The sequence below is a fragment of the Streptomyces sp. NPDC055013 genome, from assembly GCF_053608645.1.
In genome coordinates, this window is sequence record NZ_JBSGVW010000003.1 from 316,676 (window position 1) to 331,269 (window position 14,594).

Here is a 14,594-nt window from a genome sequence, read left to right on the forward strand (position 1 = left end):
CCAAGGCCCCCGCGTTTCGGCTGCTTCCCCTGCGTTCCCTGTGATCGCGGAGGCACGCATACTCGGGGGGTGACCGCGTACGAACCGACGGGCGCGCCAGGCGCCGCCGATGCAGTTCACGACGTCGCGTACGACGCCGTCGTGCTCGCCGGCGGTGCCGCGCGGCGGCTCGGCGGGGTGGACAAACCCGGGGTGCGCGTCGGTGGGCGCCCGCTGCTCGACCGGGTGCTCGCCGCCTGTGCCGATGCCCGCACCACCGTGGTCGTCGCCGATCCCCGGCCCACCGCGCGTCCGGTGACCTGGGCGCGTGAGGACCCGCCCGGCGGCGGCCCGGTCGCCGCCCTCGACGCCGGGCTCCGGCACACCGGCGCGGAGCAGGTCGTCGTCCTCTCGGCCGACCTGCCGTTCCTCGACGCGGGCACGGTACGGCGGCTGTTGGCCGCCCTGCGCTCCGGCGGCGCCGACGGCGCGCTGCTCACCGACGCCGACGGCCGCGACCAGCCGCTCGTCGCCGCGTACCGCGCGCCCGCGCTGCGCCGCGAACTGGCGGCACTCACCCAAGGGCGGGACGGCCTCGCCGGCCTCCCCCTGCGCCGGCTGACCGGCGCGCTCGCACTCACCCGCGTCCCCGACCCCGTCGCGTCCTTCGACTGCGACACCTGGGACGACATCGCCACCGCCAGGGCACGCATCAGGGAGCATGGGCACGTGTTGGATGAATGGATTTCCGCAGTCAAGGACGAACTGGGCATCGACCTCGACGTCGACACCAAGGCGCTGCTGGACCTCGCCCGCGACGCCGCCCACGGCGTGGCGCGGCCCGCGGCCCCGCTGACCACCTTCCTGGTCGGGTACGCGGCGGCGCAGGCCAGGGACGGCGAGGGCGGGCCCGAAGCGGTCGCCGAGGCATCCCGCAAGGCCGCCGCCCTCGCCCTGCGCTGGGCCGAAGAGGCCGCCGCCAAGTCCGACGTGGCCCCCGACGCCACCCCCGACACCCGCCCGGACGCCGGATGACCCCCCGCGGCATCCGGGCGGACGAGGACGCCGAGGACCTCGACGTCGAGGAGGTGCTCGCCCTCGTGAACGAGGACAACGGCCACCACACACCGGGCGAGCCTGTGCCCGCAGCCACCCCGCCCGCCCCGGCCTCCCCCAAGCCGGCCGGCCACCACAAGGCCACCCCCTGGCCCGAAGCCCGCGACATCGCCGCCCGCGCCGCCCGATCCGGCACCCGGGCCGCCGGCCGTGCCCCTGTCTCCATCCCTCTCGACGCCGCCCTGGGCCTCGCCCTGGCCGCTCCCCTCACCGCCCTCACCGATCTGCCCTCCTTCGACACCTCGGCGATGGACGGCTGGGCCATCGCGGGCCCCGGCCCCTGGGACGTACGGGACGAGGGTGTGCTGGCCGGGCACGGCGAGCCCGAGCCGCTCACCGACGGCGAGGCCGTCCGTATCGCGACCGGCGCCCGCATCCCCCCGGACACCACCGCCGTCCTGCGCAGCGAGCACGGCCGCACGGGCGCTCAGGGCCATCTGCACGCCACCCGGGAGATCCAGCCCGGCCAGGACATCCGCGCACGCGGCCAGGAGTGCCGTAAGGGCGATCATCTGCTGGCCGCGGGCACCCTCGTGACCCCGGCCGTGCTCGGACTGGCAGCCGCCGCCGGATACGACACCGTCACTGCCGTACCCCGCCCCCGCGTCGAAGTGCTCATCCTCGGCGACGAGTTGCTCACCAAAGGGCTCCCGCACGACGGGCTGATCCGCGACGCCCTCGGGCCGATGCTGCCGCCCTGGCTGCGCGCCCTCGGCGCCGAGGTCACCGCGGTGCGCCGGCTCGGCGACGACGCCAAGGCCCTGCGCAAGGCGCTCACCAGCTCACACGCGGACCTCGTCGTCACCACCGGCGGCACCGCGGCCGGCCCCGTCGACCACGTCCACCCGACCCTGCACCGCATCGGCGCCGAACTCCTGGTGGACAGCGTCAAGGTGCGCCCCGGCCACCCCATGCTGCTGGCCCGCCTCAAGGAGAACCAGCACCTCGTGGGTCTGCCCGGCAACCCCCTCGCCGCCGTCTCCGGCCTGCTCACGCTCGCCGAACCCCTGCTGCGCACACTCGCGGCACGCCCCGCCCCGGAGCCCTACACGCTGCCGCTGAGCGAGGCGGCACACGGGCATCCGTACGACACCAGGCTCATCCCCGTCGTGCTGCGCGGCGATCATGCCGTGCCGCTGCGCTACCACGGCCCGGCCATGCTGCGGGGCATGGCGGCGGCCGACGCAATCGCCGTCGTCCCACCGGGCGGAGTCCGTGCCGGTCAGGAGACCGAACTGCTCGACCTGCCCTGGGCCACTGCCGGTATCGAGGTGTGTTTCACGTGAAACTTCCGGGCCAGGACGCCATAGCGCGCGAGGCGGACGAGCGGGTCGCCACCTATCGCGTGAAGCTCCCGAAGAAGATCGTGGAGCATCCGTTCCGGCAGGTCGCCAAGCGGGTCACGATCGCGATGTCGCTGCTCGTGGCGTCCGCCTTGATCGTCTACGCCGACCATGACGGCTACAACGACAACTCCGACGGCGCCGTCGACCTTCTCGACGCCTTCTACTACGCGACCGTCAGCCTCTCCACCACCGGATACGGCGACATCACCCCGGTCAGTGACGCCGCCCGGCTCACCAATATCTTCGTCATCACGCCGATGCGTGTGCTGTTCCTGATCATCCTGGTCGGCACCACGTTGGAGGTCCTCACCGAACGGACCCGCGAGGAATGGCGTCTGAACCGCTGGAGGTCCACCTTGCGCGACCACACCGTCGTCGTCGGCTTCGGCACGAAGGGCCGTTCGGCGATCCAGACCGTCTGCGCGACGGGCTTGAAGAAGGAACAGGTCATCGTGGTCGACCCGAGTTCCAAGGTGATCGAGGCGGCGGTCGCGGACGGATACGCGGGGGTCACGGGGGACGCGACGCGCAGCGAGGTCCTGAAGCGGGCCGAGGTGCACAAGGCACGGAAGATCATCATCGCCACCCAGCGCGACGACACCGCCGTCCTGGTGACGCTGACCGCCCGGCAGCTCAACCGCGGGGCGAAGATCGTGGCCGCGGTGCGTGAGGAGGAGAACGCGCCGCTGCTCAAGCAGTCCGGCGCCGACGCGGTCATCACCAGCGCCAGCGCGGCCGGGCGGCTGCTCGGCCTCTCCGTGCTCAGCCCCGCCGCCGGCATGGTGCTGGAGGACCTGATCCAGCAGGGCAGCGGGCTCGACATCGTCGAACGGCCGGTCATAAAGGCCGAGGTGGGCAAGAACCCGCGCCAGACGGACGACCTGATCGTGAGCGTCGTACGCGGGCACCGGGTGCTCGGATACGACGATCCGGACGTCGGCACACTGGAGTTGACGGACCGGCTCATCACCATCGTGAGGGCGACGCCGGGCAGTCAGGTCGCACCCGACGACCGCCGTCTGCCCCCAGGGATGAAGCCCGTCTGACGTCTCAAACGGGCTTCATCGTCGGTGCCGAGTGCGGCTGTACGCGCTACTTGCGGTTGTACAGCCGCATGGTGATCGGTCCGAAGACCAGGACGAGCAGGCCCGCCCAGCCCACCGACCAGGCGATCTCGTCCGCCGGCCAGTTGCCCGCCATCAACTCGCGGACGGCCGAGGCCAGATGAGTGATCGGGCTGTTGTTGACGAAGGCCTGGAGCCAGCCCGGCATGGTCTTCGGGTCGACGAAGATGTTCGACAGGAAGGTCAGCGGGAACAGCACCATCATGCTGACGCCCATCACCGACTTCTCGCTGCGCAGCAACAGCCCGAACATCGTCCAGACCCATGAGAACGCGAACGAGAAGGCGACCAGCAGGGCGATCCCGGCGAGGACACCGGCCACCCCGCCGTCCGGGCGGTAGCCGATGATCATGCCGACGGTGAGCATCACCACGGACGCGATCGTGTAGCGCAGGGCATCGCCCAGCAGATAGCCGACCATCGTCGACGGCCGCCAGATGGGCAGCGTACGGAACCGGTCGAAGACACCCTTCTCGATGTCGGTGTTCACCGAGACGCCCGTGTACATCGTGATCATCACGACCGACATCACCAGGATGCCCGGCAGAAGGAACTGGATGTACTCCTTCGGGGAGCCGGCCAGGGCACCCCCGAACAGGTACGTGTACATCAGCACCATCATGATCGGGAACGCGGTGACGTCGAAGAGCTGCTCCGGCACGTGCTTGATCTTCAGGATCGCGCGCCAGCCGAAGGTCATCGAGGCCGACAGGGCGCTGGGCCGCGGCGGTCGCTCCCCCGCGACGAGCAGCGCCGCGAGCGACTCGGCGCTGACGGGGGCGAGTTCCTTGTCCTCGGTCTGCGTCACGGTGCTCATGCCGCCACCCCGTCCTTGTCGTCCTTGCCGGCCTTGTCCGTCCGGTCGTCGTTGTCGCGTGCGTCGTGGGTGTCGTGTCCGGTGAGGGCGAGGAACACCTCGTCCAGGCTGGGCTGGCCCAGCGAGAAGTTGTCGACGGTGATGCCGGTGCGGGCCAGCTCGGCGAGCGCGCGGGCGGCCTGTTCCGCCGCGCCCTGGCCATTGGCGGCCCCGGAGCCGACACGTGCGGTGAGGGCCACGGGGTCCGGCTCCAGCTGCACCTCCGCGTCCAGGGTCAGTCGCAGGACGCGCTCGGCCTCCGGACGCTGCGCCGCGTCGCGCAGCCGCAGATGAACGGAACCGGCGCCCACGGACGCCTTGAGCTCGCCCTTGGTCCCCTCGGCGATCACCTTGCCGCGGTCGATGACGGCGATCCGGGAGGCCAACTGGTCGGCCTCGTCCAGGTACTGCGTGGTCAGCAGCACCGTGGTGCCCTGCGCGACGACCGCGCGCACGATGTCCCACACCTGGTTGCGGCTGCGCGGGTCGAGGCCGGTCGTCGGCTCGTCGAGGAAGAGCAGGTCGGGGGTGTTGAGGATGGAGGCGGCGATGTCGATACGGCGCCGCATGCCGCCGGAGTAGTTCTTGACCTGCTTCGCGGCCGCCTCCGTCAGCCCGAAGGCCTCCAGGAGCTGCGCGGAGCGCTGCCGCGCGGCCTGCTTGCCGTGTCCGAGGAGCCGGCCCAGCAGGACCAGGTTCTCGGTGCCGGTGAGGTCCTCGTCCACGGAGGCGTACTGCCCGGTGAGGCTGACGCGGCCACGTACCGCGTCGGCCTCGCGGACGACGTCGTGGCCGAAGACGTGGGCCTCGCCGCCGTCGGGTCGTAGGAGGGTGGCGAGCATCTTCACCGTGGTGGTCTTTCCGGCGCCGTTGGGGCCGAGGACGCCGTAGACCGTGCCGGCCGGAACCGCGAGGTCCACGCCGTCGACGGCCCGTGTCTCACCGAACGTCTTCACCAGGCCGGCGGTCTCGATCGCGAGACCGGACGTCGTCTGCGTGCTCATGCTGTCGGGGTCCTTCCGGGTGGTCCTTCCGCGTTCTTGGGCTACGCATGGGGAGACCTTTACGGTGGCGCAAACTCATCGGCGACGCACAGGGATTTTTCGAAGGACCCGCCCAAGGACCGAGAGGGATGGGACCGGGGACCGAGGCGGAGGGCTCCCCCGCGGGCCCGGGCGGGAGTACGGCGGCAGGGGCGCGAGGGCCGGGGAGTAGCGTCCGTCCCATGCATGCGATCACGATTCCCGAACCTGGTGGGCCCGAGGCGCTGGTGTGGGACGAGGTCCCCGATCCCGTCGCCGGAGAGGGCGAGGTGCTGGTCGAGGTGGTGGCCGGGGCCGTCAACCGTGCCGACATCCTGCAGCGGCAGGGCTTCTACAACCCGCCGCCCGGCGCCTCCCCCTACCCCGGTCTGGAGTGCTCCGGCCGGATCGCCGAGATCGGCCCCGGCGTCTCCGGCTGGGCCGTCGGCGACGAGGTGTGCGCGCTGCTCTCGGGCGGCGGCTACGCCGAGAAGGTCGCCGTACCGGCAGGCCAGTTGCTGCCCGTGCCCAAGGGCGTGAGCCTCACGCAGGCCGCCGCGCTGCCCGAGGTGGTCTGCACGGTCTGGTCGAACGTCTTCATGGTGTCCCATCTGCGCCCCGGCGAGACCCTGCTCGTGCACGGCGGTTCGAGCGGCATCGGCACGATGGCCATCCAGCTGGCCAAGGCCGTCGGGGCCAAGGTCGCGGTCACGGCGGGCAGCAAGGACAAGCTCGACCGGTGTGCCGAGCTGGGCGCCGACATCCTCGTCAACTACCGGGAGCAGGACTTCGTCGCCGAGGTCAAGGAGGCCACCGGCGGGGCCGGAGCCGACGTCATCCTCGACAACATGGGCGCCAAGTACCTCGACCGCAACGTCCGGACCCTCGCCGTGAACGGCCGCCTCGCCATCATCGGTCTGCAGGGCGGCGTCAAGGGCGAGCTCAACATCGGCGCGCTCCTGGCCAAGCGGGCGGCCGTCAGCGCGACCTCGCTGCGTGCCCGTCCCCTCGATGAGAAGGCGGCGATCGTCGCGGCCGTACGTGAGCACGTCTGGCCCCTGCTGGACGCCGGGCATGTACGGCCGGTGGTGGACCGTGAGATGCCGATGGACGACGCGGCCGGGGCACACCGGGTGCTGGAGGAGAGCGGACACGTGGGCAAGGTGCTCCTGGTCGTGCCGTAGGACGGCCACGGCGGCCAGGGCGGTCCGAGCGGTCCCAGCGGCCACCTGCTAGCCGCGCCGCAGCCTGAGTCCCACGAAGGCGAGGCCCAGCCCGAGCCCGATGAGCACCAGCCCGGCGCCGAGGGGCAGCACCTGCAGTACGGGTTCGGCGGGGTCCTCGGCATGTGTGACGGGCCGGTGCACGGGGTGGGTCGCCGGGGCGGAGGTCTCGCCGGCGGCCTCCGAGCTCTCGGTCGCCGTACCCCCGTCGTCCTCGCCCTCCGACTCCGGCCGCGTCGAGCTGTCACCCTCCTCCTCGCGGCCGGGTTCCCGCCCGGTCGCCGCTTCCTCGTCCTCCAGCGGCCCCTTCTCCCGCCCCGGCCGCTCCCGACCCTCACCGGCCCGGCTCCCGGCCCGGGACGGCCCGTCGGAGGGGCTGGGACGGGAGGCTGCGGGGCCGTGGGCCGTGGAGGTACGCGCCGCGCCGGGTTTCATGTCCCAGTGCTGTCCGGACTTCCCGGACTCCGTGGGGGAGGCGGAGGGGACATCGGACGCCGCGGGTGAGCCGGAGGGGGCCCCGGACGCGGAGGCGGAGCCGCCGGATCCCTCGGACGCGGTTGCAGGGGAACCCGAGGGCCCGGCGGAGGCCGGCGGTGCTGCCGTGGAGCCGGAGGCGCCCCGCGAGGCGGCAGACGGGCCGGGCCGAGGAGTGCTTGCGGGGCCGTAGGAGCCCCTGGACTCGGCTGCGGAGCGGGACGAGGCCCTGGCCCCGGCTGTGGAGTCGGAGGCGCCCTTTGACCCGGCCCTGGCGTCGGAGGAAGCCCGGGCCCCGGCTCTGGCGTCGGAGGAAGCCCCCGACGGGGCCGCGCCACGCGTGCCCTCAAGGCCGTACGCCATCACGGACCCGCCCGGCCCCATGATCAGCCCCACCGCCAGCACCCCCAGCAATCCGGCGGTGCGCAGCTCCCGCGGTCGCCCCCGCCCCGCCCGTACCGCCCCCAGCCAAGAAGTCATGGAACAAGCCTCACAGGACCCTGCAGACCCGGCATTTCGGAGACCGCCACCCGACCGAACCCGGCCCGACGGAATCTCCCCGCCCGCAAACGGTGGATCACCCCACACAGGGGGCACCACGATGATGAGCTGTACGGGTGCGAGAGAATGGCGGCATGGAGATGCCGAGGAACGAACGGTCGTCGGAGAACCCCCAGATCCTGGTCGTGGGCCAGGACGGGATGGCCATCGGCGGCGGAGGTGACGAGGACTCCCGTGAGGTTCCGGTGACGGAGATGGTCGAGCAGCCGGCGAAGGTCATGCGGATCGGAAGCATGATCAAGCAGTTGCTCGAAGAGGTCCGCGTGGCGCCGCTGGACGAGGCGAGCCGCGTCCGGCTCAAGGAGATCCACGCCAGCTCCGTGAAGGAGCTGGAGGACGGCCTGGCCCCGGAGCTCGTCGAGGAGCTGGAGCGGCTCTCCCTGCCGTTCACGGACGAGGCGACACCGAGCGACGCGGAACTGCGGATCGCGCAGGCCCAGTTGGTCGGCTGGCTGGAGGGCCTGTTCCACGGCATCCAGACCACGCTGTTCGCCCAGCAGATGGCCGCGCGGGCCCAGCTGGAGCAGATGCGCCGCGCCCTCCCGCCGGGCGTGGGCGGCCCCGAGGACGGCGAGCAGCACCCGGGCGGCCGCTCGGGCGGACCGTACCTGTAGGACACACCCGACTTGTAGGACACCGCCGCGTACGCGAAGGGCCCGGCAGCCGATGCTGCCGGGCCCTTTCGGTCACGGGATCAGTCCGAGTCCGGATTGCCCGTCGAGACCGTGAACTTCATCTCCGGCGGATCGTCCGGGTCGAAATCCGTGCCCTTCTCGGGCGACTGCCGCATGACGGTGCCCTCGCCAAAGGTGTTCTCGTCGGTGTCGACCTTCTCGACGTCCCACCCGGCGGCCTTGAGGCATTCCACGACCGACGGCCAGTACTTGAAGGTCATGTCCGGCATCGTCACCTTGTCGGGGTCGAGGTACGACTCCCGCGGCTCGGTGCACTCGGTCGTCTCGACCGTGTTCGCGCTGTCGCCCGCCCGGTATCCCGCCGCCTTCGTCGCCGACTCCGTGGCGGTCGTGCCGCCGCTGCCGCCGCTGCTGCCCCCGTCGTCCTCGGTCCCCCCGCCCTTCAGGTTCAGGGCCAGGATCAGGCCGCCCACCGCGACGACGGACACGATGATGGAGCCGATGATCATCGGCCGGTTGCTCTTGCCGCCGCCCGAAGTGGGCTGCGTCTGGGGCGACATGGTGTACGGCGCCGGGGTCGGGTGGCCCGGCTGCGGGGAGTACGAGGCCGGCGGCGGCGTCTGGAAGCCCTGCTGCTGCGGGTAGCCGTACGCCGGTGAAGGCATCGACGGCGGCGGGGTGCCGTACGGGTTCGGGGCCGGCGTCTGCTGGTACGGCGTCTGGACGTGGCCCGCGGGCGGCGGCGTCTGGCCGCCGACCGGCGGGAACACCGAGGCGCCGACGCCCTGGCCGCTCTGCGACTGCGAGCCCGGCACGATGCTGGGCGCGGCCGCCTGGAAGGACGCGGCCACGCGCAGGCACTCGTCGCGCATGGACTCGGCGCTCGGGAAGCGCTCGTTCGGGTTCTTCTTCAGCGCGCGGGCCACCAGCGCGTCCACGGCCGGCGGCAGAGCGCTGTTGATCGAGGACGGAGCGACCGGCTCCTCCTGCACGTGCGCGTACGCGATCGCCAGCGGCGAGTCCGCGTCGAACGGCAGCCGCCCGGTGACCAGTTGGAACAGCATGATGCCGACCGAGTAGAGGTCGGAGCGGGCGTCCACGCCCCGGCCCAGCGCCTGTTCCGGCGAGAGGTACTGCGGGGTGCCGACCACCATGCCGGTCTGTGTCATCGACGTCACACCGGACTGCATGGCGCGCGCGATGCCGAAGTCCATGACCTTGACCACGCCGCGCTTGTTCATCATCACGTTGCCCGGCTTGATGTCCCGGTGGACCAGGCCCATCTCGTGGCTGATCTCCAGCGCCGCGAGCACGTCGGCGGTGATCTTCAGCGCCTTGTCGGCGGGCATCGCGCCCAACTGCCGTACGTCCTCGTCGAAGACGGAGCTGAGCGGGCGGCCCTCGATGTACTCCATGACGATGTACGGCGTCGTCATGCCGTCGACGTCGTCCTCGCCGGTGTCGAAGACAGAGACGATATTGGTGTGCGTGAGCTTCGCCACGGCCTGGGCCTCGCGGCGGAAGCGCTCGCGGAAGGCCTGCTCGCGGCCGAGTTCGGTGTGCAGCGTCTTGACCGCGACCTGCCGGTCGAGCACGGAGTCGTAAGCGAGATGCACGGCGGCCATGCCGCCCTGGCCGAGCAGGTCGCGCAGCTGATAGCGGCCGCCGGCCAGCGACCGCCCCGCGTTCTGGCCCTGTGCGCCGTCCTGGCTCATGTTCTGCGTCCCCCGTACCCTCTCGGGCGCCTGCGATTGCCGTGGATCGAATGATCCCGAGTGATCCAATGTGGTATTCCCGGCCAAGTCTGCCCCACGGCACTGACAGGTCAAGCGCGGTGCCCGTTCCGTGACCGTACGCGAAGGGAGCGTCGCGGAAGCGTTACAGGGGCTGTACGGCCGGTGCACAGAATTTGCACGACGGGACGGGGTAACGGTTTGATGGCCGGTCCGTCTGCGTCAGGCCGGGGCCACCGTCTCGGACCGACGGCTTGCTTTGAGGCTGTAGCGTGGCCGACGGAGACCGTAACAACACCGCGCGCACCGCGGGCAGAAACGACGGCGAGGACCGATGGCACAGCAGCAGCGCGCTCAGGGCCCGTCCGACCCCGAGGCGGCTGGCGGCGGTATGTCAGACGCGCCGGAAATGTGGGGTAATGGCGGACTTGTCGGGGATGGCCGATATCGGCTGACCCGCAGACTCGGCCGGGGCGGCATGGCCGAGGTGTTCGCGGCCGAGGACGTACGTCTCGGACGCACCGTGGCGGTCAAGCTGCTGCGCTCCGACCTCGCCGAGGACCCGGTCTCCAAGGCCCGCTTCACGCGCGAGGCCCAGTCGGTGGCCGGCCTCAACCACCATGCGATCGTCGCCGTGTACGACTCCGGCGAGGACGTCGTGGGCGCGCACAGCGTGCCGTACATCGTGATGGAGATCGTCGAGGGCCGCACCATCCGCGACCTCCTCCTCAACGCCGAGGCGCCCGGCCCCGAGCAGGCCCTGATCATCGTCTCCGGTGTCCTGGAGGCCCTCGCCTACTCGCATCAGCACGGCATCGTGCACCGCGACATCAAGCCCGCCAACGTCATCATCACCCACAACGGCGCCGTGAAGGTGATGGACTTCGGCATCGCCCGCGCCCTGCACGGCGCGCAGTCGACGATGACGCAGACCGGCATGGTCATGGGCACCCCGCAGTACCTGTCGCCCGAGCAGGCGCTCGGCAAGGCGGTCGACCACCGTTCCGACCTGTACGCGACGGGCTGCCTGCTCTACGAACTTCTCGCGCTGCGCCCGCCGTTCACCGGCGAGACGCCGCTGTCGGTGGTCTACCAGCACGTCCAGGACATCCCGACCCCGCCGTCCGAGGCCTCCGACGCGGTGCCGCCGGAGCTCGACGGCCTGGTCATGCGCTCGCTCGCCAAGGAGCCGGACGACCGCTTCCAGACGGCCGAGGAGATGCGCGGCCTCGTCCAGTACGCCCTGCAGATGCTGTACGACCAGGGCGGCCACACCGGCACCTGGAACACCGGCCCGGTGACGATGCACGAGGGCCGGCACACCCCGGCGGCGGGTTTCGCGAACACCACCGTCATGGGGCACCCCGGCGACTCCGGTCCCGGCACCACGCAGATCCCGCAGCCGATCATGCCCTCCGGGTACGGCGGCGGTGACGACGGCGGCTTCGAGGGGCGCGGCAACAGGGGCAGCGGCCGCGGCAAGCTGTGGATCCTCGCCGTCCTCGCGGTGATCGCCATCGCGGCGGGTGTCGCGCTGGCGCTGAACAACGGCGGCGGCGGTGGTGGCGGCGACGACACCAAGCAGACGCCGACCACCTCGCAGACCACCGACGAGGACCAGGCCACCGACGAGCCGACGGACGAGCCGACCGACGAGCCGACCGACGAGGTCACCGACGACGGCTCCGGTACGGGCACCGACCCGGACTACACGCCCTCGGACACGCCGACCGAGGAGCCGACCGAGGAGCCCACCGAAGAGCCGACGGAGGAGCCGACCACCGAGGAGCCGACGGAGGAGCCCACGGAGGACCCGACCACCGAGGAGCCGACGGACGAGCCGACCCCGGATCCCTCGCTGCCGACAGATCCGACGGGCGGCGTCTAGTCCTAGGGCTGAACCCTTCCGCTGACCCCTTCCTGGCGCAAAACAGCCTGTACGCGCGCGTGCGGCCCCGGCAACGGGGTGCACGCGCGCGTGGCGTTTTCGGGACGTATCGGCCGGCCGGGTGGCACTCCGAGGTCACCCCCGGCTGGGATCTCACGTCCGGCGACTCTTCCCGTGACCTGGGTCACCGATATAACGTGCCGTTGTTCCGGCCCCCTGCAAGGCTGTGACCAGGACTTGTTCCCGACTTTCGCGGTTTACTTGGAAATCCAAGCAAAAACGCAGGTCAGGAGGGGTTTCACAGAAATGTGGAGCACTGGGTAACGTGCCTATTGCAGGGCGCTCGCCGGGGCACCTGTCACGCCTGTCCCCCAACGAGCCGCACCCACCCTGTGCGTCCGTAGGGCTTCAGGTGAGCCGCACTGGCACCCGGCGAACCCGGGTAGCCGGACCGACGGAGGAGCACACGTGACCGTGGAGAGCACTGCCGCGCGCAAGCCGCGACGCAGCGCCGGTACCAAGAGCACGGCCGGCAAGACAACCGCAAGGAAATCGCCGAGCACGGACCCCGAGCTCGTGCAATTGCTGACGCCAGAGGGTAAGCGCGTCAAGAATGCCGAATACGACAAGTACGTCGCCGGCATCACCCCCGAAGAGCTCCGCGGCCTCTACCGCGACATGGTGCTCACCCGCCGCTTCGACGCCGAGGCCACCTCCCTGCAGCGCCAGGGCGAGCTGGGCCTGTGGGCGTCGCTGCTCGGCCAGGAGGCCGCCCAGATCGGCTCCGGCCGCGCCACCCGCGAGGACGACTACGTCTTCCCGACCTACCGCGAGCACGGCGTCGCCTGGTGCCGCGGGGTCGACCCGGCCAACCTGCTCGGCATGTTCCGCGGCGTGAACAACGGCGGCTGGGACCCGAACAGCAACAACTTCCAGCTCTACACGATCGTCATCGGCTCCCAGACGCTGCACGCCACCGGCTACGCGATGGGCATCGCCAAGGACGGCGCCGACAGCGCGGTGATCGCCTACTTCGGCGACGGCGCCTCCAGCCAGGGCGACGTCGCGGAGTCCTTCACCTTCTCCGCGGTCTACAACGCGCCCGTGGTGTTCTTCTGCCAGAACAACCAGTGGGCCATCTCCGAGCCGACCGAGAAGCAGACCCGGGTGCCGCTCTACCAGCGGGCACAGGGCTACGGCTTCCCGGGCGTCCGCGTCGACGGCAACGACGTCCTGGCCTGCCTGGCCGTGACGAAGTGGGCACTGGAGCGCGCCCGCAGCGGCGAGGGGCCGACGCTCGTCGAGGCGTACACGTACCGGATGGGTGCCCACACCACCTCCGACGACCCGACGAAGTACCGGGCCGACGAGGAGCGCGAGGCCTGGGAGGCGAAGGACCCGATCCTGCGCGTCCGCCGGTACCTCGAGGCTTCAAACCACGCGGACGAGGGATTCTTCGCGGAACTGGAGACCGAGAGCGAGGCGTTGGGCAAACGAGTGCGCGAGGCGGTCCGTGCCATGCCGGACCCGGACCACTTCGCCATCTTCGAGAACGTGTACGCGGACGGGCATGCGCTCGTCGACGAGGAGCGCGCCCAGTTCGCCGCCTACCAGGCGTCGTTCGCGGACGTAGAGGGGGCCTGACATGGCAGCGGAGACAGTCAAGAGCATGGCTCTTGCCAAGGCGATCAACGAATCGCTGCGGCACGCGCTCGACGCGGACCCCAAGGTCCTCATCATGGGCGAGGACGTCGGCAAGCTCGGCGGCGTCTTCCGGGTCACCGACGGCCTGCAGAAGGACTTCGGCGAGAGCCGGGTCATCGACACCCCGCTGGCCGAGTCGGGCATCGTGGGCACCGCGATCGGCCTGGCCCTGCGCGGCTACCGTCCCGTGGTGGAGATCCAGTTCGACGGCTTCGTCTTCCCGGCCTACGACCAGATCGTCACGCAGCTCGCGAAGATGCACGCGCGCTCGCTGGGCAAGGTCAAGCTCCCGGTCGTCGTCCGCATCCCCTACGGCGGCGGCATCGGCGCGGTCGAGCACCACTCGGAGTCGCCGGAAGCCCTCTTCGCGCACGTGGCGGGCCTGAAGATCGTCTCGCCGTCCAACGCGTCGGACGCGTACTGGATGATGCAGCAGGCCATCCAGAGCGACGACCCGGTGATCTTCTTCGAGCCCAAGCGGCGCTACTGGGACAAGGGCGAGGTCAGCACCGAGGCGATCCCGGGCCCGCTGCACAAGGCGAAGGTCGTCCGCGAGGGCACGGACCTCACGCTGGCCGCGTACGGCCCGATGGTGAAGCTCTGCCAGGAGGTCGCCGCCGCGGCCGCCGAGGAGGGCCGGAACCTGGAGGTCCTGGACCTGCGCTCGGTCTCCCCGCTGGACTTCGACTCGATCCAGACGTCGGTCGAGAAGACCCGCCGCCTGGTGGTGGTCCACGAGGCCCCGGTGTTCTTCGGCTCGGGCGCGGAGATCGCCGCCCGGATCACGGAGCGCTGCTTCTATCACCTGGAGGCCCCGGTGCTGCGGGTGGGCGGCTATCACGCCCCGTATCCGCCGGCGCGTCTGGAGGAGGAGTACCTGCCGGGCCTGGACCGGGTGCTCGACGCCGTCGACCGTGCCCTGGCGTACTGAGG

12 protein-coding genes are annotated in these 14,594 nt (G+C 71.1%); 8 read left to right on the top strand and 4 right to left on the bottom strand.

Features of this window, described 5'->3' with window-relative positions; all coding sequences use genetic code 11:
* The first annotated feature begins 69 nt into the window (after positions 1-69).
* The 3 genes from ACWGDB_RS06145 to ACWGDB_RS06155 are packed head-to-tail and all read left to right on the top strand — an operon-like array spanning position 70 to position 3,487.
* The gene (locus ACWGDB_RS06145; protein WP_453821297.1) at positions 70-1,014 is read left to right on the top strand and encodes an NTP transferase domain-containing protein; all 945 of its coding nucleotides are present in this window, start codon (positions 70-72) and stop codon (positions 1,012-1,014) included.
* Positions 1,011-2,381 carry a molybdopterin molybdotransferase MoeA gene (locus ACWGDB_RS06150; protein ID WP_453821298.1) on the top strand — a complete coding sequence of 457 codons (1,371 nt, stop codon included), beginning with the start codon at positions 1,011-1,013 and terminating at the stop codon, positions 2,379-2,381. Before ACWGDB_RS06145 ends, ACWGDB_RS06150 begins: the two co-directional genes overlap by 4 nt.
* Positions 2,378-3,487 (top strand): potassium channel family protein, encoded by a 1,110-nt coding sequence (locus ACWGDB_RS06155; protein ID WP_453821299.1) that lies wholly within the window; start codon positions 2,378-2,380, stop codon positions 3,485-3,487. Before ACWGDB_RS06150 ends, ACWGDB_RS06155 begins: the two co-directional genes overlap by 4 nt.
* A 46-nt stretch (positions 3,488-3,533) precedes the next feature.
* On the opposite strand, the gene ACWGDB_RS06160 is transcribed toward ACWGDB_RS06155, so the two are convergent.
* A complete protein-coding gene (locus ACWGDB_RS06160) occupies positions 3,534-4,382 on the bottom strand; it encodes an ABC transporter permease (RefSeq protein WP_453821300.1) in 849 nt (282 codons plus the stop codon).
* Positions 4,379-5,425: an ATP-binding cassette domain-containing protein gene (locus ACWGDB_RS06165; RefSeq protein ID WP_453821301.1), complete on the bottom strand. Its 1,047-nt coding sequence runs from the start codon at positions 5,423-5,425 to the stop codon at positions 4,379-4,381. Before ACWGDB_RS06165 ends, ACWGDB_RS06160 begins: the two co-directional genes overlap by 4 nt.
* Before the next feature lie 221 nt (positions 5,426-5,646).
* Here ACWGDB_RS06165 and ACWGDB_RS06170 point away from each other — a divergent pair, with 221 nt between their 5' ends.
* Positions 5,647-6,627: an NAD(P)H-quinone oxidoreductase gene (locus ACWGDB_RS06170; protein ID WP_453821302.1), complete on the top strand. Its 981-nt coding sequence runs from the start codon at positions 5,647-5,649 to the stop codon at positions 6,625-6,627.
* Positions 6,628-6,675: 48 nt separating this feature from the next.
* On the opposite strand, the gene ACWGDB_RS06175 is transcribed toward ACWGDB_RS06170, so the two are convergent.
* A complete protein-coding gene (locus ACWGDB_RS06175) occupies positions 6,676-7,620 on the bottom strand; it encodes a hypothetical protein (RefSeq protein WP_453821303.1) in 945 nt (314 codons plus the stop codon).
* A 155-nt stretch (positions 7,621-7,775) separates the two neighbouring features.
* Here ACWGDB_RS06175 and ACWGDB_RS06180 point away from each other — a divergent pair, with 155 nt between their 5' ends.
* Positions 7,776-8,315 (top strand): bacterial proteasome activator family protein, encoded by a 540-nt coding sequence (locus tag ACWGDB_RS06180; protein ID WP_328425801.1) that lies wholly within the window; start codon positions 7,776-7,778, stop codon positions 8,313-8,315.
* Between the two features lie 80 nt (positions 8,316-8,395).
* Here the strand turns inward: ACWGDB_RS06180 and ACWGDB_RS06185 are convergent, their stop codons facing one another.
* Complete coding sequence (locus tag ACWGDB_RS06185; RefSeq protein WP_453821304.1) at positions 8,396-10,051, bottom strand: protein kinase domain-containing protein; 1,656 nt, start codon at positions 10,049-10,051, stop codon at positions 8,396-8,398.
* Positions 10,052-10,403: 352 nt separating this feature from the next.
* Between ACWGDB_RS06185 and ACWGDB_RS06190 the strand changes: the two genes are divergently transcribed.
* The 3 genes from ACWGDB_RS06190 to ACWGDB_RS06200 all read left to right on the top strand — a co-directional run bounded on the left by ACWGDB_RS06190 (position 10,404) and on the right by ACWGDB_RS06200 (position 14,592).
* Positions 10,404-11,957, top strand: a complete 1,554-nt coding sequence (locus ACWGDB_RS06190) for a protein kinase domain-containing protein (RefSeq protein ID WP_453821305.1) — start codon at positions 10,404-10,406, stop codon at positions 11,955-11,957.
* 468 nt (positions 11,958-12,425) lie between these two features.
* Positions 12,426-13,601: a pyruvate dehydrogenase (acetyl-transferring) E1 component subunit alpha gene (pdhA, locus tag ACWGDB_RS06195; RefSeq protein ID WP_328425795.1), complete on the top strand. Its 1,176-nt coding sequence runs from the start codon at positions 12,426-12,428 to the stop codon at positions 13,599-13,601.
* Position 13,602: 1 nt separating this feature from the next.
* Positions 13,603-14,592, top strand: coding sequence for an alpha-ketoacid dehydrogenase subunit beta (locus ACWGDB_RS06200; protein ID WP_328880473.1), 990 nt, complete (start codon positions 13,603-13,605; stop codon positions 14,590-14,592).
* Positions 14,593-14,594: the final 2 nt, after the last annotated feature.